This is a genomic window from Streptomyces sp. KL116D, assembly GCF_030766975.1.
Classification (GTDB): Bacteria; Actinomycetota; Actinomycetes; order Streptomycetales; family Streptomycetaceae; genus Streptomyces; species Streptomyces longispororuber_A.
In genome coordinates, this window is sequence record NZ_JASERH010000136.1 from 524,217 (window position 1) to 543,351 (window position 19,135).

Here is a 19,135-nt window from a genome sequence, read left to right on the forward strand (position 1 = left end):
TCGTCAGAGTAGCCACCGACAAGGTGAACATCGCCCCAGCGGATCCGCAATCGACGGAACCACTACGGGTCGGCGAACGCGCCCTCCACGCCCCGGCGTTGCTTGCCCGCGCCGGGGCCGTGCTCGGTGCCGCGGCAGGCGATCCGCGGTTTCACGCCGAGGTTCCAGACGAGGCACAGCCTGAAGGCGTGAGGGAACGTGCCGTTGGCCGCGCTCTTACCCAGGGCGCGGCACGAACCGGCTCAGCCGGTAGGTGGTCGGAAGCTCCAGGCGCCCGCACAACGTGTCGATCCGGATCATCGACCCGTCGACTCCTGCTTCCCGAAGGCGGCGGAGCTGCGTGCGCATCTCCGCCTGATCGCGAGTCTCGACGACCAGCTCCCACTGACCCGCGTCCGGCGCGGTGCGAACGGCGAGCTGCCGCCTGGCGGCCTCTTCCCGCCGCCTTCTCTTCCCCTGTCCTGGCATCGGCCCACGATCACGGATCGGCATCAGGACGGCAAGCCGATTTGGATCAGCCGGGCCCGCGCATGCATGTCAGGCGCGTGGCGGTAAGGTGAAGGTCCGTGAGAGAACATGCTGCTCAGCGCCCGTTCCACCCGCTCCCCTCGCGTCCGATTCGCATCGCTGCCGCACAGGCTCAGGCAGTGGCCGGCGACGTCGAAGCCAACGTGGCCACCGTGGCCGACATCATCCGTGACGCTGCGAGGGCCGAGGCCCAGCTCGTGGTTCTTCCGGAGAAGTTCCTCAGCGGCTACGAACCCGACCTCATCCGGGCCGCCCCCGACACGTGCGCCGTACAGCCCGGTGACCCGCGGCTGGCCCCGATCGCCGACGCCTGCCGGGAGACCGGCACGGCAGCCGTCGTCGGCGCCGCCTTCCACGACGGCGGGGACCTGTACGTCTCGGCGCTGGTCTTCGATGCGAGCGGCGAGCTCGTCACCCGCTACGACAAGCAGCACCTGTTCAAGTCGGAACGCGAGATCTATCGCGACGGTGCGGCCGGGTGCACCCTGCAGATCGAGGGCTGGCGGCTCGGCCTGGGCATCTGCTACGACTCCGGCTTCCCCGAGCACGCGCGTGCGGCGGCGCTGGACGGCTGCCACGCCTACGTCGTCGGCGCCCTGTTCAGCGTGGGCAACGGCTACCACGAATCGCGCACGTGGTTCCCGGCACGAGCCCTGGACAACACCTGCTACGCCGTACTGGCCAATCACATCGGCACGACCGGCGGCTGGCACGCCTGCGGCTCCAGCGCCATCTGGGGCCCGGACGGGCGCCCGCTCGCCGAGGCCGGCACGGACCGGCCCGAGCTGATCACCGCCGACCTCGATCCGCAGGCCCTGCTCGCCGTCCGCGACTCCGAGCCCATGCTGCGCGACCTGCACAACTCGACCGGTCACGCGCGCGCCAGCCATCAGCTCGGCTGACTCGCTGCCGGCGGCCCGTCACGGACTCCTTTCCGCGTCCAGGTGACGGAGCCTTTCCCGGGTCCGCTCGGCGTCCACGCGGTCGAACTCCTTGAGAATGGCCAGCGCCTCCTGCCAACTCTCGCGCGCCCTGTCGGGCCTGCCGGTGGCCAGGTGGACGTGGCCGAGGTTGTCGAGAGCGTGAGCCTGCCCCAAACGGTTGCCGATCTCATCGTGGTGGTCGAACGCCTGCCGGTAGCACTCGATCGCGTCGTCGTGGTGCCCGAGTCTCCGGTGGGCGGTGCCGAGGAACTCGAGGGCGACGGCTTCGCACCAGCGGTCGCCCTCGGCGCGCAGGACGGGCAGCGCCTGCTCCAGGACGCCGATGGCCTCGTCGAACCGCCCGAGCTGCTGGTAGGAGTCGCCCAGATTGGCCAGGACGTTCCCCTTGCGGAAGTCGTCACCGAGGACCCGGAAGACGGCCAATGCCCTGCGGCAGTACTCGACGCTCTTCTCCGGTCGGCCGATCCGGCGGTAGATGTAGCCCAGGTTGACCAGGGACTGGCACCTGCCGTATTCGTCCCCGAGTTCCCGGCAGCGGGCCATCGACAGCCGGAAGTGGTCGATGGCCTCGTCGTACCGGTGGTTCTGGGTCAGGGCGCAGGCCACGTCGCTGAGGCTCCACGCCTCGCCCCTTCGGTCGTGGGCGTCGCGGACGGCGACGAGCGCGGTCTGAGCCGTGTCGAGCCAGTCGTGCAGATAACCGCGGAGGTAGAAGAACCCCCACAAGGCACCGGCCAGTCTCCAGGCGGCCCCCGGCCGGCCGACGGCGACGGCCTGGTGCACGGCGGCGACGAGGTTGGCATGTTCCTCTTCGCACCATTCCAGGGCCTGGTCGTAGGTGCTGAACGCAAGGGGATGACACGAGGCGGGCAACGGGCCGAGGGGAACCCGCCGTCGGTACGGGGTGAAGAACGGATAGGCGGCGTCCGCGGTGTGCAGGTACCAGGTGAGGACCCGCTCGACGGCCCGGTCCCGCTCCGCCGATGTCTCCTCGGCGAGGGCGCGTTCGGCGCCGTAGACCCGCAGCAGGTCGTGCCGCGTGTACCGCCCGGGCAAGTGCTCGGTGAGCAGGTGGGCGCGGGTGAGTTCGACGAGCAGCCCAGAGGTCTCCCGGAGCGGCATCCCGGCGAGGGCGGCCGCGGCGGCCGTGCGGATGTCGGGTCCTGCGTGCAGGCCCAGCAGGCGGAACAGACGGGCGGCCGGGGCGGACAAGGCACGGTACGACCAGGAGAAGACGGCCCGTACGTCGGTGGTGAGGTCGCCCCCGGTGAAGGCGTCGAGACTGCCGTGGCTGTCGCGGAGCTCCGCCGCGACGGCGCTGAGCGGGAAGCCGGGGTGGGTGGCGGCGCGGGCCGTGACGATGGTCAGGGCCAGCGGTAGCCCTGCGCAGCGCGTGATGATCTCCCGCACGGCGTCCGGTTCCGCCGCCACCCGGTCTTCGCCGAGCCGGTGAGCGAGCAGATCGTGGGCTTCGGCCGGGGAGAGCAGGTCCAGGACCAGCGGGTGAGCGCCCTCGGTGGCGACCAGTCCCGCGAGCTGGCTCCGGCTGGTCACCACGGCCAGACAGCCGGCCGAGCCGGGGAGCAGCGGGCGGACCTGGTCGGCGTCGCGGGCGTTGTCCAGCACCACCAGCACCCGCCGCCCCGCCAGCATGCTGCGGTACAGGCTGACCCGCGTCTGCAGGTCCGCCGGGACCTGCTGGGCGGGCACGCCCAACGCGTCGAGGAAGCTCCGCACGGCCTGATCGGGCGCCACCGCTGCCTGGGAGGGATCGAAGCCGCGCAGGTTCACGTACAGCTGGCCGTCCGGGAAGCGGTCGGCCGTCCGGTGGGCCCAGTGGACGGCCAGCGCCGTCTTGCCCACGCCGGCGGTGCCCGACACGGCCGAGACCACCACCGCGGCCGGCCGCTCGACGGTGGTGGGCAGGATCCCGTCCAGCCGGGTCAGTTCCTCCGTCCGGCCGGTGAATCCCCGCGCCCTCAGAGGCAACTGGGCCGGGACCACGCGATCGGCTCTCGTGACGGCGGACGGCCGCATGCCGCTCGCCACGGTCGGGGCGGATTCGCCGCGCAGAATCGCCTGATACAGCTGCTGCGCCTCTGCATTCGGGTCCGTACCCAACTCCTCGGCCAATCGCTTCCGCAGGCTGGCGTAGCGCGCCAGGGCCTCCGGATTGCGACCGGCGGCCTGCAGAGCCCGCAGGAGCGCCACGGTCAGCGGCTCCACCAGCGGATGCTCGTCGACCAGAGCGGTCAGTTCGTTGATCACCACCGCGTGACTGCCCACGCGGATCTCGGCATCCGCCCAGGCCAGTACCGTCTCGATCCGCTCCTGGGCCCAGCGCTGCCGGGTGCGCCGGACCCATGCTCCGCTCAGCTCGGCCAGCGGTTCGCCGCGCCACGTCTCGAGTGCCTCCCGGAGCAGCAGCACCCGCTCGGCGTCCGTGTGGTCCACGGCGCGGGCCTGCCCGACCAGCTGCCGGAACCGGTGCAGGTCGACCCGGTCCGCCGGAACGTCGAGCAGATAGCCGCCGGGGCCACGCCGTAACTGCGGCTCCGCATCGGCACCCGTCGAGCCGCCCGCGCCGAGAGGTGCCGCCGTCGCTGCCAGCATCCGGCGGATCCGGGCGATGTACGCGTAGAGCGAGGGGCGCACCTGGGCGGGGAGATCCTGCCCCCACACCCGGTCGATCAACGTCTCGGTCGCCACCCACCGGCCGGCGTCCACCAGCAACGCCACCAGCACGGCGCGCTGCTTGGCCGGACCCGCATCGACGGCCACGCCGTCCGCACCCCGCACCTCGACCGTTCCCAGCAGCAGAAACTCCGTCATTCCCGTTCGCCCCGCAGTCGCTCTGCATCATCCCGTGCACTGGGTCTCCGTCGTCCCGCCCGCTTCATGACTCAACCCGCCCTGACCAGTGAAGCAAGGTTCACGCAAGGTTCCTGCCCACATTCACGCCACACCCTGGGACCACCGGCCGCCGGCCATGCCTACCGGTCGTGATCGCCGTGCCCGGTACCTCAACTGCCAGTCGATGGGACACAGATGAAGAAGCCAATCCCGTTCGTGACCATGCTGGTGTCGGCGCTGCTCCTCGCAGTGGTCGGATCCACCACAGCCACGGCGTCAGCCACAGCCACGGCCCGGACAGCCCGCGCCGGATACGTCGCGCAGGCGCAAGCGGCGGGGCTCTCCGCCGGTCAGGCGACGGCCCTGCAGGCCAAGGTCGACGACTACTTGGTCACGTTCGACGGCCAGGGCACCCAGGTGTCACCCAACCAGGTCGACCTCGACGGAGCCGTCCTGAACGTCACCGTGCCGGGCGAGAACCGACCGCGACCGCTGGGCGACCAGTCCGCGCAGGTGTACAACGCCTACGACTGCACCGGCTGGACGAACTACGGATGGTTCTGCGCGTACAAGTACGAGAACCGGTCCGGCGACAACATCGGCATGTACGCCTGCGCCAAGTACGCCATTCCCTGGGTCACCGTCGGGTCCTGGGTGAACAACCAACTGACCGGCACCGAGCCGATGATGTACTACTCGAACCACGGCAGCGAACTGCTGCCTCCCGCCTACAGTTCCCGCAGCAAAGGCGTGAAGTGGCGTGACGTGACACAGATCCGCAACTGTGTATGACGCCTCCGGCGGCTCACGGGCGTGCCGCGGCGAAGCGGCCCTCCGACAAGTCCTGGCCCCGCTCCTCGGAGCGGGGCCAGGACTGTGTGCGCCCAGCAGCCCCAACTGCCGGACCCACGAGGACGAGCCACCGGGCCTCCCAGCACAGCCCGCCCGGGGGCCGTACGCACCGGATGTCCCCAATCGCACGGATCAAACCTCCGTCCGCCACAACGCGCTCGGCCCCTCCCGCCATCTGCGCGATGCCCACCCCTCCGTCACGGCACCTACACACCACCGCACTCGTGATCAGAGCCGGGCCAGGGCACCCGACCAGCACAGCTGACCGGGAGGACCTTCGCCGTGATAGCCGTGGCCGTGCTGCTCCTGCCCACACTCGCCCTCATCCTCTTCGGACTCGACCGCATCGAGGACCGGATGTTCCACCCAGCCCGTCCCCCAGCCCCGGGCCACGCCCGGCGTCGTCGACACCTACGGCTGATCACCAACCCGGTGCAGAACAACCAGCCCGACGAGAGTCGACATCGCAGGGACGCGGCGTGAGCCGTTGAGACACAATCCCCTGGACCGCGCCGGCGTGCCGTTCGATCACGGTGTCCTGGTGGAACGAGGGGAGCAGGCCGCATGGACAGCCACACCATCCAGCAGGTCCCGGATGAACACGTTCGCTTCTCGGCCTACCTCACGGCGCTCCAGCAGGTCGCCGAACCGGACGAGTTCGACCTGGTCAGTCGCGTGCTCACAGATCCGGACCACACGATGGCCCAGTCCGCCGTGCTGCGGCACCTGGACCGTCGAGCCGCCGACCTCTGTACCGGGCCCGCCTACGAGGGGTGGGTGCGGGCGATGACCCGGGCCACGAGCGATCGTCCCTTCCTCACTCAGCGCCTGCGGGAGTGGTCACTCTTCCGCGCCATCACTCTCGAGCTTTCCTGGCAGCCCGACGACCTGCTCGCCTCGTCCAACTGGCTCCAGCTCAAGACGGCCGACGGGACGAACACCGAGGCCATGGAGATCCTGGCCGCGGCGGGCCGCACCAAGCGGATCCGCTACACCGCCGAGACGCGTCGCGACCGCCTGAGCAAGGCCTGAATTCCAGACGTCGGTGGAGAAGCACCAGTGGTGGGTGACCTCGTGCAGGAAGGTCAGCAGTTGCTCGGGCGGGCCGTGGCCCACGGGCCGAGCCACTGCCGGGAATCCTCTTTCAACCGCTTTGCCCTCATCAGCCCAGTGGGTTTCGCCAACCCCTGAGTGCACGGGAAGACCGGGTCCGGGCCCGCCGTCAGTGGGCCGCGCCCTCCCAGCCGTCCCCGCACGGTCCCCCACCCACGGCCTCGGGGATCGTGACGTCGGCTCCGGTGGACACCTCGACGAGTGGCAGGTACCAGTGGGAGACCTCTTCGCTGGCCGTCGGCACGTAGTGGAAGATCAGGGAGCGGCGGAAGCGGGTTGCGGAGGTGTTCGGGAGTGAGCCGTGGACCGCGCTGCCGTGGAAGAACAGCACGTCGCCGGCGCGCATCCGGGTCTGCCTGCTCACCGTCCCCGCCGGGGCGCGGACGAGTCCGTGGGTGAACGACTCGCTGGAGTCGGCCTGTTCGGGGCAGGCGACCTCCATCGTGTGGGAGCCGGGGACGACGGCGAGCGCGCCGTTCTCCGCGTCGCAGTCGTCGATCGCGATCCAGGCGGCGATGCAGGTCTCGGGGTGGGCCCGCAGGAAGAAGTTGTCCTGGTGCATCGCCTGGCCCCGGGCCGTGGGCGGCTTGAAGTAGAACATGGACTGGGCGCCGTGCACGGGGCCCACGAGTTCCTGGACGACATCGACGATCCGTGGGTCCGTGAGGTAGCGCCGGGCCAGTCTCCCGATGGCGAGGTCGGCGCGCCGGTGCGGTTGCATGAAGCGTGGATAGCGCGCGAGTACGTCGTCCGGTGCCACCTCGTCGACCGCGCCCACTGCCCCGCGGTCGCGGGTGACCTGCTCCATGAACGCCTCGCGGATGACGTCGGTCTCGGGGTCCGGGAGCAACGCGTCGACCTGGATGACCCCGTCGCGCTCGTAGCGTGTCCGGCGGTCCGTGGGTGAGTTCGTCACTGTCGTCATGCCGTTCAGACTGCCGGTCCACCTCGGTGCAGGGCATGGACGGGAGCGTCGAGTGCATGGAGAATCCTGCTGTGCCCGCCTCCCCCTTCCGCCGGGACGACGGGAGCCCCGACGTCGACCGGATCCTTCCCGGCCACTTCGTCTCCGGCGCCGACTACGACACGTTGCGCCCGCACGGGACCAGCGAGTGGCTGATCATCCTCACCGTCGACGGTGCCGGCTGCGCATGGAACGGCTCCACGACGGTCGCCGTCCCGCCGCGGTCGATCGTGGCGTTCACGCCGCACACCCCGCAGCACTACGGAACGAACCCGGCCGTCGGACGGTGGGACCTGCTCTGGGCGCACGTGCGGCCGCGCCCGGAGTGGTCGGCGCTCCTCGAATGGCCCGAGGCCGCCCCGGGGATCCTCCGCCTCGACCTGACTCCCGTCATCGCCGAACGGGTCGCCGCGGCGCTCCGGTCCGCCGTCGCCCATCACGGGGCGAGACTGCGGCAGGGTCCGGCCTTCGCCATGAACGCCATGGAGCAGGCCCTGTTGTGGTGCAGCACCCAGAGTCCCCGGCGGGACGGCCTCGACCCGCTCGTCCTGGCCGTGGTCGAACACGTCGGCGCGCACCTGGACCGGCCCCACACGGTGGCGTCCCTGGCCGCCCACGTCGGCGTCTCCGCGTCCCGGCTCGCGCATCGGTTCCGCGAACGGGCCGGAACGTCGGTGATGGCGCGGGTGCATCAGATGCGGATCAGCGCGGCGAAGGAGCTGCTGGAACTCACCGACCTTCCTGTGGCCCACATCGCCGCACGGGTCGGCTTCACCGACCCTTTGTTCTTCTCACGGCGTTTCCGTCAGACGACAGGGTTCGCGCCGACGGCCTATCGCGCCAGTCGTTGACTCAGCAGGTGCCGGGCCACCTCGACGTCGGTGATCAGGATGTTGATCCATCCGCCACGTACCGCGCCCCGGATCGCGGCGACCTTGTCCATGCCGCCCGCCACCCCGATGCGGCGTTCCACCTCGTGCAGCTGATCGGGCCCGATGCCGATCAGGCGGTCGTTGAAGGGAGCGTCCACCGGGTTGCCGTCGGCATCGAAGTAGCGGGCACAGACGTCCCCCACCGCGCCGAGCTTCCGGAGCTGTTCCTGGTCACGATCGGTGATGGCGTTGCCCGAGCGGCGCAGAAGTGGTGAGGGGTCCAGGCTGCCGATGCCCAGCAGGGCCAGGGTGAGGCGGGACCAGGATTGAATGACGTCGGCCATCGCGGGCTCCTGGGACAGCAGGTCACGCAGCTCACGGCTGCCGACCAACGCCGCGGACGGCGCGAACACCGGCCTGGCGCCCGTGAGTTCGGCCAGGCGGCCGGCGAGCCGGGTGGCGTGCAGCTGGACCTCCGGGCTGCCGGATCCCCCGACCAGTTGCACGACTTCGCCTGCGACCGACGACGTCTTCGCCCTCATGACCTTGACCGCTTCGAGCAGGGTGGCGCTCCACGAGGAGACACCGATGACGTCTCCGCCCTTGAGCGTCGCGTCCAGGTACGTGGCCGTCGCCGCCGCGAGCGCGGGGATGACGTCGGCCCCTGCTCCTTCGACCTCCACGACGACGGCGTCGCGCAGTCCGTACCGCTCGACCAGCGCGTCTTCGAGTTCAGCGTGGACGCCGTCGGGTGACACCACGACGGTGCGCACCACTCCCCGGTCGACCGCCTCTTTCAGGAGGCGCGAGACGCGGGGCTGGGACATGTTGAGGTGCGCCGCTATTTCGGGCTGGCGCACTCCGCGCTCGTGGTACATGCGGGCCACTTTCACCAGCAGCCGCAGGTGGTCCGGGCTGGGAGTGGACGACGCTGCCGCCACCATGTCTCCGTTCTCGTTCTCGGTCGCTCTTGTCCTTCTGGGCGGCCGGGCCGTTTGCCGGGCTGCCTGGCTGCGCCGCTCGACAGCCTAGCGTCGGGTGCCGAGGTGTCGGGCGGCTGTGAGGCGCTGGTGCCAGTGTCCCAGCGCGCTGCGGCGCTGCTCGTCGCTCCAGGTCGGTTCGAAGGTCTGCAGGTCGCTGTCGGCTCGCTGTGCCAAGTCTTCGGTGGTCCACCAGCCGAGTCCCAGTCCGGCCAGATGTGCGGCGCCGGCGGCGGAGAGTTCGTGGTGGCGGGTGCGGGCCACGGTGACGCCGCTGATGTCGGCCTGGAGCTGCAGGAGCGCGTCGCTTCGGCTCAGGCCGCCGTCGGCGACGATCTGTCGCGGCCCGGGGAGGGCCGCCAGGACGTCGCCGACCTGGAAGGCGACGGATTCCAGGGCGGCGCGGGCCAGTTGGGCGCGTCCGGTTCCCAGGCCGAATCCGGCCAGGAGGGGGACGGCCTGGGCGTCCCACCACGGTGCGCCGATGCCGCCGAAGGCCGGCACCAAGGTCACATCGCCCGCGTCGGCGTCGGCCGCGAGCCGGATGAGGTGTTCCGGCTCGGTGCCGAGCAGGTCCGCCAGCCAGGTCAGGGTGCGCCCGGCCGAGCGGATGTTGGCTTCGTGGGCGTAGGCGGGAAGCCCTGTGGACCAGGCGATGGTGCTGCACACATCGGCGGCGGGCGCGGGTGAGTCAGCGATGGTCATCACCGACGAACCGGTGCCGTACGTGGCTTTCACGGTGCCCGGCCGCCAGCCGGCGTGGGCGAACAGAGCGGCATGCGAGTCGCCCATGACGGCCAGCACCGGGGTGCCGTCGACGAGCGGGGCGAACCCTCGAAGTGTCCCGAAGGGGCCGGTGGAGGGGACGATCCGGCTCAACGCCGCCCGCGGGACGTCGAACCAGTCGAGCAGTTCGTCGTCCCAGTCGCCGGTCGCGAGGTCGAGCAGCTGGGTGCGGGAGGCGTTGCCCGCCTCGGTGACCGGCACTCCGGTGAGTGCGTGCAACAGGTAGGCGTCCACGGTGCCCAGGCGCAGGGAGCCGGCGGTGCTGTGTGCACGGGAGGGGTCATGGCTGTCGAGCAGGGCCGCCATCCTCAGAGCGGAGAACATCGGATCGAGTGGGAGGCCCGTCCGGCGACGGACTTCCTGACCGACTCCCGCGGCGGCGAGCCGGGCCGCACGTTCTCCTCCCCGCTGGTCCTGCCAACTGACCAGCGGGCAGACCGGCTTGGTGGTCGCGGCGTCCCACAGGACCACCGATTCGCGTTGGGTGCTCAGGGCCAGGCCGGCCACGTCGCGCGGGTCGGTGCCCCGTACGCAGTCGGCGACGGCGGCGCGCACGCCGTCGAGGAGCTCTGTCGCGTCCTGCTCCACCAGACCCGGGCCCGGATGGAACTGGCCCAGAGCCGCTCGGCCACGGGAGACGATGCCGCCCGCGGCGTCCACGAGCAGCGCCTTGGTGGAGCTGGTTCCCTGGTCGACGGCGAGAACGTACGGCTTCATCAGGCCCGCCCCAGGACCTGGCGGGCGGTGCCGGCGATGCCGTCGGCGGTCAGTCCGAAGTGGTCGAGCAGGAACGCCGCGCTGCCGGTCGGGGCGAAGGCGGGCACGCCCAGCATGCGTACGGCGACCGGGTGGCTCTCGGCCACGACCTTGGCCACGGCCGCGCCCAGGCCGCCGGAGAGCAGTCCTTCCTCCACGGTGACGATCGCTCCGGTCTCCCGCGCGGCGGCCACCACGGCGTCCACGTCGAGCGGCTCCACGAAGGTCATGTTGAGGACGCGGGCACGGACGCCTTCCTGAGCGAGGAGGGCTGCGGCTTCCAGGGCACGCGAGACCATCGTGCCCACGGCCATCAGCGTGATGTCGCTCCCGTCGGTGAGGCGCACGGCCCGGCCGGCCTCGAAGGGTGCGTCCTCGGGGGTGACGGCGGGAACCTTGAACCGGGGCACGCGAATGTAGGTGGGCCGGCCCGACGCGGCGGCCCGGCGCACGGCGCTGCGGGTCTGCGCCGGGTCCGCCGGCACGATGATCTCCAGGCCCGGGACGGCGCGCATCCAGGACAGGTCCTCGATGGAGTGGTGGGTGGGCCCTAGCTCGCCGTAGGCCATGCCGGGGCTCTGGCCGCACAGCACGACATGGCGGTGCGTGTAGGCGATGTCGGCCTTGATCTGTTCCAGGGCGCGGCCGGTCAGGAAGGGCGCGGCTGCGGATGCGAAGGGGATGAACCCCGCGTTGGCGAGGCCGGCCGAGACGCCGACCAGGTCCTGTTCGGCAATGCCCACGTTGACCAGTCGGGTGGGGAACTCCGCGCGGAACCCGGTGAGGTTGCTGGAGCCCACCGAGTCGTTGCACACGGCCACGATCCGCTCGTCGGCGCGGGCCAGTACGGCGAGCTCGTCGGCGAAGTCGACCCTGCAGTCGAACGTGGCGGCCGGGGCGGCGACGGTGCTCATCGGCTCAGCTCCTCGAGCGCACGGCGTACCTGCTCGTCGGTGGGCACCTTGTGATGCCACTCGACCCGGTCCTCCATGAACGACACGCCCTTGCCCTTGGTCGTGTTGGCGATGACGGCGACCGGGCGACCGGTGGTGGACGGCGCGTACGCCTCCTTGATCGCCCGGTGGTCGTGGCCGTCGATGACGCGGACCTCCCACCCGAAGCTGGCCCACTTCGCGTCCAGCGGTTCGAGGGACTTGGTGTCCTCGGTGCGGGCTCCCTGCTGCAGGCGGTTGCGGTCGACGACGGCGGTGAGGCCGGCCAGTTCGTGGTGGGCCGCCGTCATCGCGGCCTCCCAGTTGCTCCCTTCCTGCATCTCTCCGTCGCCGAGCACGACGACGGTCCGCCAGGTCTCGCCGCGCAGCCTCGCACCGAGCGCGCAGCCGGTGGCGATGGGGAAGCCGTGACCGAGGGGGCCGGTGTTGGTCTCCACGCCGGGGACCTTCAGCCGGGCGGGGTGGCCGTTGAGCGGGGACAGCGGGGCCATGAAGTCGGTCAGCCGGGCCCGGGGGAAGAAGCCGCAGGACGCCAGCGTGGAGTAGAGGGCCGCGGCGCAGTGGCCCTTGCTGAGGATGATGCGGTCGCGTTGCGGGTTGCCGGGCTGGGTCGGGTGCATGCGCAGGGTGCCCCACATGGCGGTCACCAGCAGGTCGGTGACGGACAGGTCACCGCCGACGTGTCCCATGCCCGCCGCTTGGACGGCGGTGAGGATGTCGCGCCGGACGGAGGCCGAGATCTCGGCGAGCTCGTCCGCGGCGTCGGCGGGCGACGCGGCGCGCAGGCGTGCGCTGCGCCGGTGATAGGCGCGGGCTGCGTCCCCGTCGGCCCTGAGTGGCCCCGCCGCCTCCCGGACGGTGGTCACGGGGCCTCGCTTTCCGCGAGGGCGCGAAAGAGGGCCCGCTTCGCGAGGCGCTGCGCGGTGAGGGCGTCCTGCGCCGCCTGCGCGGCGGCGAGTTCCTCCCGGTCGAGGTAGCCCAGTGCCTGGTGGAAGGCGCGCATGGTGCGGATGCCGGTGCGGGCGGCTTCGACCGGGTCCTCGCGGAAGGGGAACTGGTCGAGCTGCCAGACGCCGTCCCAGCCGGCGTCCTGGAGGGCGAAGAAGAACTCGAAGGTCTCCAGCAGGTGGACGGAGCCGACGACCATGTCGTCGTCCCAGCCTCGGAAGTTGTCGTTGACGTCGATCGCGAACAGCTTGTCGCGGGCGATCGCGAGGCGGGCGGCTTCGGCCGGTGTCTCGCCGCCGTACAGGGAGTGTCCGAAGTCCAGCAGGATCCCGACGTTGTCCACGCCCATGTCCTGGATCGCCAGCAGCGTGCGGGCGACGGAGGAGAAGACCATGCGGTTGCGCGGCTCGCGGGGCTTGTACTCGATGGCGAACTTCACATCCGGGTAGCCCTGGGCGAGTTCGCGGAGGGCGTCCACCGACTTCGTCCACAGGTCGCTGTAGTCGGCCTGGAAGGGGTAGTCGTACCCGTCCTGTCCCGGCCAGATCTTGATGTAGTCCACGCCCAGCTCGCGGCCGACCTCGGCGGAGGCGGCGACCAGGTCGACGGCCTGGCGGCGGACGGCGGCGTCGGGGTTGGTGAAGCCGCCCTTGGCGAACTTGCCGGTGTAGAACTCCGGTGTCACGGCGATGGCCCGCAGGTTCTGCTCGGCCAGGGCCGCACGCACTTCTGCCGTGCTGATGTCACCGGGCGGGAAGGGCCAGTTCAGGTCGAGGACGGACAGGTCGCCGACGGCGCCCGCGAGTTTGATGGCGTCGAGGACGGTGCGCGGTTCGCCGTATCCGTCCGTGGCGTACCGGTCGACGTAGGTCGCGAAGTGCCAGACGCCCGCGCCGTAGACCGGCTCGCTCCGTAACGACTCTCGAATGTCTATGCGTTGTTGAGTCGACATGCGGGACAAGGTACGAACGCACGTCTGACGCGTCAACCCCTCAGAACCCGGGAACCGCTCCTCCGGATCCTGCGTGACCTTCCAGATGATCCCGACCGCCGCGATCAAGGCCTCCGTCACCTTCTCCGAGGGCCAGCTCGGCGGCAGCACCCTGGAGTACCTCAAGAACAACTGGTTCATCACCGACTGAGCCCAGCCGCACCGTCCTTGGAGTCGCCTGCCGCCGGGATGCCGGGGGTCACGACGTGGTTGACGCGGCGTCGGTCAGCGGCTTCGGCGGATACTCGCGAAGCACCAGTGACGTGGTGACCGGGCCGTAGCGGGCACATGCGTCGACGACTTCTTCGAGCCGTCCTGCCTGCGGGCAGTGGACTTCCAGGATGAGGCAGTCCTCCCCGGTGACCCTCAGGGTGGAGGTGACCTCGGGCGTTCTCGCAGCGAAGTCCAGGGCGCGTCGGAGCTGGGCATGCGTGGTGCGCAGGCGGATGACGGCGTGAATGTTCAGGCCGAGTGCCGCCGGATCGACGACGGCCCGGTAACCGGTGATGACGCCGTTCTTCTCCAGTCGCTGGATGCGCGCGCTCGCCGCGGGCTGCGAGAGTCCGACGCGGCGGCCCACCTCGGCGCCGGTCAGCCTGCCGTCGGCCTGGAGCAGGCTGAGGATGTCCTGGTCTATCCGGTCGAGTGATTCCATCGTCGTCAGCACCATCTTCTTTGAGATCACTTGCGCCGCTGTCGCCGCGCTGCTGCTGCCAACAGAATGTGGGCCAGGCATCCCCAGGATCGCAGCGGGGTGACGAGTGGAACGGTGGCAAGCAGTGGTCGCATACGTCGTCATCCCCGGTATCGACGGCTCCGACGGTCAGCACTGGCAGACCCTGTGGGAGCGCGCGTGGGGCGCCGATGCCGTGCGGATCTCCCCCGCCTCGTGGTCCGCACCCGATCTGGACGACTGGGTCGACGCCGTGCAGGAGGCGTACGACACCGCTTCTCGGCGGGACAGCCGCGTCGTGCTGGTGGCGCACAGCCTGGGCTGCTGGGCGGCATCCGTCTGGTGGAGCAGGAACCCGGCGAGCCCGGTCGCCGGCGCCTTCCTGGTCGCACCGCCCGACCCCCAGGGGCCGGCGTTCCCACGCCGGGCGGCCGCGACGTTCGTCGAGGTGTCCCCGCAGCCGTTGCCAGGGCCGGCCCTGGTGGTGGGCAGTGCCGACGACCCGTACTGCACCGACGATGCGGCCACCGCCTTCGCGGCGCGGTGGGCGGCGCGATGGCACCTGGCGGGCTCCTTCGGACACCTCAACTCCGCCAGCGGCCTCGGTTCGTGGCCGCACGGCCGTGAGCTCCTGGACGCGCTGACGCAGCAGTGATCAGCGAACTCCAGAACCGTCGGCCACCACCCCTGCGCAGGCCCGGCCGGGCTCATCACGGTGCTTCTTCTTCGGGCGTGCCGCAGTCGCAGGGCTCGCGGGGTACGAAGGGGTGGCCGATCGGGGACGGGGGCCAGGGCGGTGCGGCGTAGGGGACGGAGAAGGCGTGGCGCCCGGAGCCGCGTTCCCACGTCTCCCCCGTGTCCGGGAGCGTGATCTCCGCCCGGGTGCCGGGCGGGACCACCGCCTCCACGACGAGCCGGCCCTCCTCGATGCGCCAGCCCGCCTCGGTGATCCCGTACGGGGTGCGGTGCGTGGCCCGGGCGTGGGCGAGGGTGCCGCCGGGGCGCGGTGCGATCCGGATGCGGCGCCACCCGGGCTCGGCAGGGGCGAGTCCGGCGACTGTGCGGTGCATCCAGTCGGCGACGGAGCCGAGGGCGTAGTGGTTGAAGGAGGTCATCTGCCCCGGGTTGACCGTGCCGTCGGGCAACAGGGAGTCCCAGCGCTCCCAGACGGTCGTCGCGCCCATGGTCACGGGGTACAGCCAGGACGGGCAGTGCCGCTCGGCCAGCATCCGGTGGGCGAGCTGCGGTGCACCGGCGTCGCAGAGGGCGTCGCAGATCAGCGGGGTGCCCGCGAAGCCGGTGGCGATGCGGAAGCCCGCCCGGCGCACGAGGTGGGCCAGGCGCTGACCGGCCGCACGGCGGCGCCTCTCGTCGGTGAGCAGGCCGAAGCGGAGGGCAAGGGCGTAGGCGGTCTGGGAGTCGGAGGTCAGGCGTCCGGCCGGGGTGACGAACTCGTCGGTGAAGGCGGCCCGCCAGCGCGCGGCCAGGGCGGTGAGGTGGGCTGCTTCGTCCTTCTCGTCGAGCAGGCGGCAGGCCTCGGCGACGAGGTCGGCGGCGTGGACGGCGTACGCGGTGGCGACGAGGTCGGGGTCGGTGCGGGCGGCGGCGGGGTCGTCGGGCGGGGCCGCGGGGTCGAGCCAGTCGCCGAGCTGGCCGGGGTCGCGCCACAGTCCGCCGCCCGCCTCGATGCGCTCGGCGACCTTCGCCAACCAAGCTGTCATTGAAGGCAGTTGGGTGCGCAGGAGCTGCAGGTCCCCGCTCGCCCGGTACAGGGCCCAGGGCACGAGGACGGCGGCGTCGCCCCACAGGGCGTGCGCGCCGTCGGCCATGGGCGGGTCGAGGATGTCGGGGACGACGAGGGGCACGGACCGGTCGGGGCGGGCGAGTTGTTCGGCGGCGAGGTCGCGCAGCCAGCCGGTGAGCATGCCGGAGCAGTCGTGGAGGAAGGCGGCGGTGGGGGCGAAGACGGCGATGTCGCCGGTCCAGCCGAGCCGTTCGTCGCGCTGCGGGCAGTCGGTGGGCAGGTCGAGGAAGTTGCCGCGCAGGGAGTGCACGACGTTCTCGTGGAGCCGGTTCAGCAGCGGGTCACTGCTCTCGAACCAGCCGGTGCGCTCCAGGTCGGTGTGGAGCACGACGGCCTCTACGCAGGCGGGGTCGAGCGGGCCGGGCCAGCCGTCGACCTCGGCGTAGCGGAAGCCGTGGAAGGTGAACCGCGGCTCGTAGGTCTCGGGTTCCGGTCCGCCGCGCAGGGTGTAGGTGTCGGTGGCGGCGGCCCCGCGCAGGGGACGGCGGGCGAGCTCGCCGCCTTCGAGGACTTCGGCGTGGCGGAGGGTGACGGTGTGTCCGGCGGGTCCGGAGACGCGGATGCGCAGCCGGCCGACGAGGTTCTGGCCGAAGTCGAGGACGGTCCGCCCGGACGGTGTCGTGTGCACCGCGCGGACGGCGACGGTCTCGGTACGCCGCGTCGGCGGCCCGGTGGGAGCAACCAACTCGGCTTCAGGAAATGGCAGTTCAAGCACGGAGCGCCAGTCGTGGGCGTCGTGTCCGGGGCTCGACCAGCCGGGACGTTCGCGCCGCGCGTCGTACTCCTCGCCGTCGTAGAGCTCGGAGCGGAGCAGCGGGCCGGTCGTCCAGTGCCAGGTACCGTCCGTGGCGACGGTGGTGGTGCTGCCGTCGGTGTGGCGGAGCTCCAGTTGGGCGAGGAGGGCGCGGTGCGGGCCGTAGCGGGCCCGCCGGCCGCCGTCCCAGCCGAGGCGGCCTGTGTACCAGCCCTCGCCCAGGAGCGCGCCGATGACGTTCTCGCCGGGGCGGACCAGTCCGGTGACGTCGTGGGTGCGGTAGCGCAGGCGGTGGTGGTAGGAGGTCCAGCCGGGCTCGAGGACCTCGTCACCGATGCGCCGTCCGTTGAGTTCGGCCTCGTACACGCCGTACGCGGTGCTGTAGAGGCGGGCCGCCGCCACCGGCTTGGTGACGGTGAATCCCTTCTTCAGCAGCGCGACCGGGAGCGGTCCCTGGGGTGCGCTGGTGTCAGGGGTGACGGGGCGGGCGATCCAGTCCCCCGGGTGGAGAAGACCCGTCTCCACCGCCACGGGCGCGGACCAGTCGGCCGGCTCGTCGCGCGCGCCGCCCCACACGCGGACACTGACGGTGGCGCGCTGCCGGGAGGCGAGCGGCGGGCCGGGCCACGGCACCAGGACGGATTCGGCGCTCGGGACGCGCCCGGTGTCGGTGAGGACCCGCCCGTCGGGACCCGTCACCCTGATCTGGTGGGCGCTCTGGGTCCAGTCGGGTTCGTCGGTCTCGGTGCGCCAGGTCAGTCGGGGCACCGCCGTGCCGATGCCGAGGGCGTCGCGGAGGTGCTCGATGACGACGGGGGTGGTGAGGGCGGGGCTCATGGGCACCTTTCAGGCCGAGGCGAGGCGCAGGACCTGGACGTAGGGGGTGGGTGGCCGGTCGGGCAGGCGCACCTCCAGGCCGTCGGGTCCGCCGCGCCAGGTGACGGGCTCCGGTGAACCCAGCAGGGTGACGGTGGCGGGGGTGGTGTCGAGACTGCGGATGCGAACCTTGCGGTCGTCGGGCCAGGACATGACGAAGGCGTACACGACGCCCGGTTCGGCGGCCCGGGTGAAGCGGAGGTCCTGAGCGGTGTAGTCGAGCCGGGCCTCGCGGGAGCGCTCACCCGAGACGTTGGTGGGGCCTTCGCCGTACACGGTCCAGGGGCGGGTGCCGTAGATCGCTTCGCCGCAGGTGCGCAGCCAGGCGCCGAGCGAGTCGAGGACGTGGCTGACCTCGTCGTCGAGGGTGCCGTCGGGCAGCTGGGGCACGTTCAGCAGGAGGCAGCCGTTCTTGCTGACGGTGTCGACGAGGAGGTGGACGATCTCCTGTGCGGACTTGTACGTCTCGCCGTCGCTGTGGAACCAGTCGCCGATGCTGGTGTCGTACTGCCAAGGGTGCGGGTCGAGCCCGCCGAACTGGTGGCGCTCGACGTCGAGGAGGACGGCGCCGCGGTCCGCGCCGGCGACGGTCTTGATGCTGACGGCTCCTTCCGGGGTGCGGTTGTAGTAGGCGGCGAGGAAGTCCAGGCCGCGGGCCCGGTCGGCCGGCGCCGCCTCGCACACGCTGCCGTCGTCGAAGGGGAGCCGGGAGTCGTCGAGGTACACCAGTTCCGCGCCGTACCGTTCGGTGACCTCGGTGAGCCGGGCGTAGAAGTCCTCGACGAACGCCGTGGTGGGGGTGTCGCCTGGCCGGCGCGGCGGGCCGTACAGGGCGCGCGGGTCGAGCCCCTCCCACCAGGTGCCGTGCCCGTCGGCGGCGGTGAGGTGCCCGTCGTAGGGCCCGTCGGAGTCCCGGCCGAACGCGGCGTCGAGCCAGCGCCAGGTCCACGATCCGGCGTGCATGCTGATGCCGAAGCGCAGCCCGGCGGCGCGGGCGGCGGCCTCCCAGCGGGCGACGACGTCCGTGCGGGGGCCCACGTTCACCGCGTTCCACGGCTGCCGGGTCGAGTCCCACAGGTCGAAGTTGTCGCAGTGCGCGGCGAGGGACACGAAGTAGCGGGCTCCGGCGCGCCGGAAGCGGTCCATCAGGGCATCGGGGTCGAAGCGTTCGGCGCGCCAGGTGTGGCAGAGGTCCTTGTGGCCGAAGCGGGAGGGGTGTCCGTGGCGTGCGCGATGGTGGGCGGTCTGACGGGCGGTGCGGTCGCGTTCGAAGTCCTCGGTTCCCGCGTAGGGGCCGTACAGGTGGCGGGCGTACCAGTCGCCGCGGCGGGCGGCGGACTGCGGCCCCCAGTGGGCCCAGATGCCGAGCTTGGCGTCACGGAACCAGTCGGGCACGTGGTGGCGGCGCAGCGATGCCCAGTCGGGCGTGTAGCGGGCGCCGGTCGCGTCCGTCGGCTCGCGCAGTTCGTCGATGCTCACGCAACTCCC

General features: G+C 71.5%; 16 protein-coding genes. 6 read left to right on the forward strand and 10 right to left on the reverse strand.

All coding sequences use genetic code 11. The annotated features are described in order from the left end of the window. Window positions 1-566: 566 nt before the first annotated feature. Entirely contained in the window at window positions 567-1,430 is an 864-nt protein-coding gene (locus RBJ77_RS51070) for a carbon-nitrogen hydrolase family protein (RefSeq protein WP_372351201.1), read from the forward strand. 18 nt (window positions 1,431-1,448) lie between these two features. Here the strand turns inward: RBJ77_RS51070 and RBJ77_RS51075 are convergent, their stop codons facing one another. After that, window positions 1,449-4,304, reverse strand: coding sequence for a tetratricopeptide repeat protein (locus tag RBJ77_RS51075; RefSeq protein WP_372351202.1), 2,856 nt, complete (start codon window positions 4,302-4,304; stop codon window positions 1,449-1,451). Between the two features lie 216 nt (window positions 4,305-4,520). Between RBJ77_RS51075 and RBJ77_RS51080 the strand changes: the two genes are divergently transcribed. The 3 genes from RBJ77_RS51080 (at window position 4,521) to RBJ77_RS51090 (ending at window position 6,209) form a co-directional block, all read left to right on the forward strand. Next, window positions 4,521-5,117 (forward strand): hypothetical protein, encoded by a 597-nt coding sequence (locus RBJ77_RS51080; protein ID WP_372351203.1) that lies wholly within the window; start codon window positions 4,521-4,523, stop codon window positions 5,115-5,117. Window positions 5,118-5,459: 342 nt separating this feature from the next. Further along, on the forward strand, window positions 5,460-5,660 hold the full coding sequence (locus tag RBJ77_RS51085) for a hypothetical protein (RefSeq protein ID WP_372351204.1): 201 nt from the start codon (window positions 5,460-5,462) through the stop codon (window positions 5,658-5,660). A gap of 81 nt (window positions 5,661-5,741) precedes the next feature. Next, the gene (locus tag RBJ77_RS51090; RefSeq protein WP_372351205.1) at window positions 5,742-6,209 is read left to right on the forward strand and encodes a hypothetical protein; all 468 of its coding nucleotides are present in this window, start codon (window positions 5,742-5,744) and stop codon (window positions 6,207-6,209) included. Window positions 6,210-6,399: 190 nt separating this feature from the next. Here RBJ77_RS51090 and RBJ77_RS51095 read toward each other — a convergent pair whose 3' ends face one another. Then, on the reverse strand, window positions 6,400-7,215 hold the full coding sequence (locus RBJ77_RS51095) for a phytanoyl-CoA dioxygenase family protein (RefSeq protein WP_372351206.1): 816 nt from the start codon (window positions 7,213-7,215) through the stop codon (window positions 6,400-6,402). A 56-nt stretch (window positions 7,216-7,271) separates the two neighbouring features. Here RBJ77_RS51095 and RBJ77_RS51100 point away from each other — a divergent pair, with 56 nt between their 5' ends. Beyond that, window positions 7,272-8,105, forward strand: a complete 834-nt coding sequence (locus RBJ77_RS51100; protein WP_372351207.1) for a helix-turn-helix domain-containing protein — start codon at window positions 7,272-7,274, stop codon at window positions 8,103-8,105. Here RBJ77_RS51100 and RBJ77_RS51105 read toward each other — a convergent pair. The 6 genes from RBJ77_RS51105 to RBJ77_RS51130 form a co-directional block, all read right to left on the reverse strand. After that, on the reverse strand, window positions 8,087-9,070 hold the full coding sequence (locus RBJ77_RS51105; protein ID WP_372351208.1) for a sugar-binding transcriptional regulator: 984 nt from the start codon (window positions 9,068-9,070) through the stop codon (window positions 8,087-8,089). The two genes, RBJ77_RS51100 and RBJ77_RS51105, sit on opposite strands and share 19 nt — an antisense overlap. Window positions 9,071-9,154: 84 nt before the next feature. Further along, entirely contained in the window at window positions 9,155-10,609 is a 1,455-nt protein-coding gene (locus RBJ77_RS51110; protein ID WP_372351209.1) for an FGGY family carbohydrate kinase, read from the reverse strand. Next, window positions 10,609-11,562: a transketolase family protein gene (locus tag RBJ77_RS51115; RefSeq protein ID WP_372351210.1), complete on the reverse strand. Its 954-nt coding sequence runs from the start codon at window positions 11,560-11,562 to the stop codon at window positions 10,609-10,611. Before RBJ77_RS51115 ends, RBJ77_RS51110 begins: the two co-directional genes overlap by 1 nt. Next, window positions 11,559-12,467 carry a transketolase gene (locus tag RBJ77_RS51120; protein ID WP_372351211.1) on the reverse strand — a complete coding sequence of 303 codons (909 nt, stop codon included), beginning with the start codon at window positions 12,465-12,467 and terminating at the stop codon, window positions 11,559-11,561. Before RBJ77_RS51120 ends, RBJ77_RS51115 begins: the two co-directional genes overlap by 4 nt. Then, window positions 12,464-13,501 (reverse strand): sugar phosphate isomerase/epimerase family protein, encoded by a 1,038-nt coding sequence (locus RBJ77_RS51125; protein ID WP_372351212.1) that lies wholly within the window; start codon window positions 13,499-13,501, stop codon window positions 12,464-12,466. The genes RBJ77_RS51120 and RBJ77_RS51125 overlap by 4 nt, the downstream gene beginning before the upstream one ends. Window positions 13,502-13,739: 238 nt before the next feature. After that, entirely contained in the window at window positions 13,740-14,339 is a 600-nt protein-coding gene (locus RBJ77_RS51130; protein ID WP_372351213.1) for an Lrp/AsnC family transcriptional regulator, read from the reverse strand. Here RBJ77_RS51130 and RBJ77_RS51135 point away from each other — a divergent pair. Further along, entirely contained in the window at window positions 14,320-14,868 is a 549-nt protein-coding gene (locus tag RBJ77_RS51135) for an RBBP9/YdeN family alpha/beta hydrolase (protein WP_372351214.1), read from the forward strand. The two genes, RBJ77_RS51130 and RBJ77_RS51135, sit on opposite strands and share 20 nt — an antisense overlap. 55 nt (window positions 14,869-14,923) lie before the next feature. Here the strand turns inward: RBJ77_RS51135 and RBJ77_RS51140 are convergent, their stop codons facing one another. Beyond that, window positions 14,924-17,608: a family 78 glycoside hydrolase catalytic domain gene (locus RBJ77_RS51140; RefSeq protein ID WP_372351215.1), complete on the reverse strand. Its 2,685-nt coding sequence runs from the start codon at window positions 17,606-17,608 to the stop codon at window positions 14,924-14,926. 9 nt (window positions 17,609-17,617) lie between these two features. After that, complete coding sequence (locus RBJ77_RS51145) at window positions 17,618-19,126, reverse strand: alpha-L-fucosidase (protein ID WP_372351216.1); 1,509 nt, start codon at window positions 19,124-19,126, stop codon at window positions 17,618-17,620. Window positions 19,127-19,135: the final 9 nt, after the last annotated feature.

Coding starts and splice junctions, on each gene's coding strand:
- RBJ77_RS51080 (WP_372351203.1), top strand. CDS start 4,521: ATGAAGAAGCCAATCCCGTTCGTGACCATGCTGGTGTCGGCGCTGCTC.
- RBJ77_RS51115 (WP_372351210.1), bottom strand. CDS start 11,562: ATGAGCACCGTCGCCGCCCCGGCCGCCACGTTCGACTGCAGGGTCGAC.
- RBJ77_RS51110 (WP_372351209.1), bottom strand. CDS start 10,609: ATGAAGCCGTACGTTCTCGCCGTCGACCAGGGAACCAGCTCCACCAAG.
- RBJ77_RS51140 (WP_372351215.1), bottom strand. CDS start 17,608: ATGAGCCCCGCCCTCACCACCCCCGTCGTCATCGAGCACCTCCGCGAC.
- RBJ77_RS51100 (WP_372351207.1), top strand. CDS start 7,272: ATGGAGAATCCTGCTGTGCCCGCCTCCCCCTTCCGCCGGGACGACGGG.
- RBJ77_RS51075 (WP_372351202.1), bottom strand. CDS start 4,304: ATGACGGAGTTTCTGCTGCTGGGAACGGTCGAGGTGCGGGGTGCGGAC.
- RBJ77_RS51090 (WP_372351205.1), top strand. CDS start 5,742: ATGGACAGCCACACCATCCAGCAGGTCCCGGATGAACACGTTCGCTTC.
- RBJ77_RS51105 (WP_372351208.1), bottom strand. CDS start 9,070: ATGGTGGCGGCAGCGTCGTCCACTCCCAGCCCGGACCACCTGCGGCTG.
- RBJ77_RS51125 (WP_372351212.1), bottom strand. CDS start 13,501: ATGTCGACTCAACAACGCATAGACATTCGAGAGTCGTTACGGAGCGAG.
- RBJ77_RS51095 (WP_372351206.1), bottom strand. CDS start 7,215: ATGACGACAGTGACGAACTCACCCACGGACCGCCGGACACGCTACGAG.
- RBJ77_RS51130 (WP_372351213.1), bottom strand. CDS start 14,339: ATGACGACGTATGCGACCACTGCTTGCCACCGTTCCACTCGTCACCCC.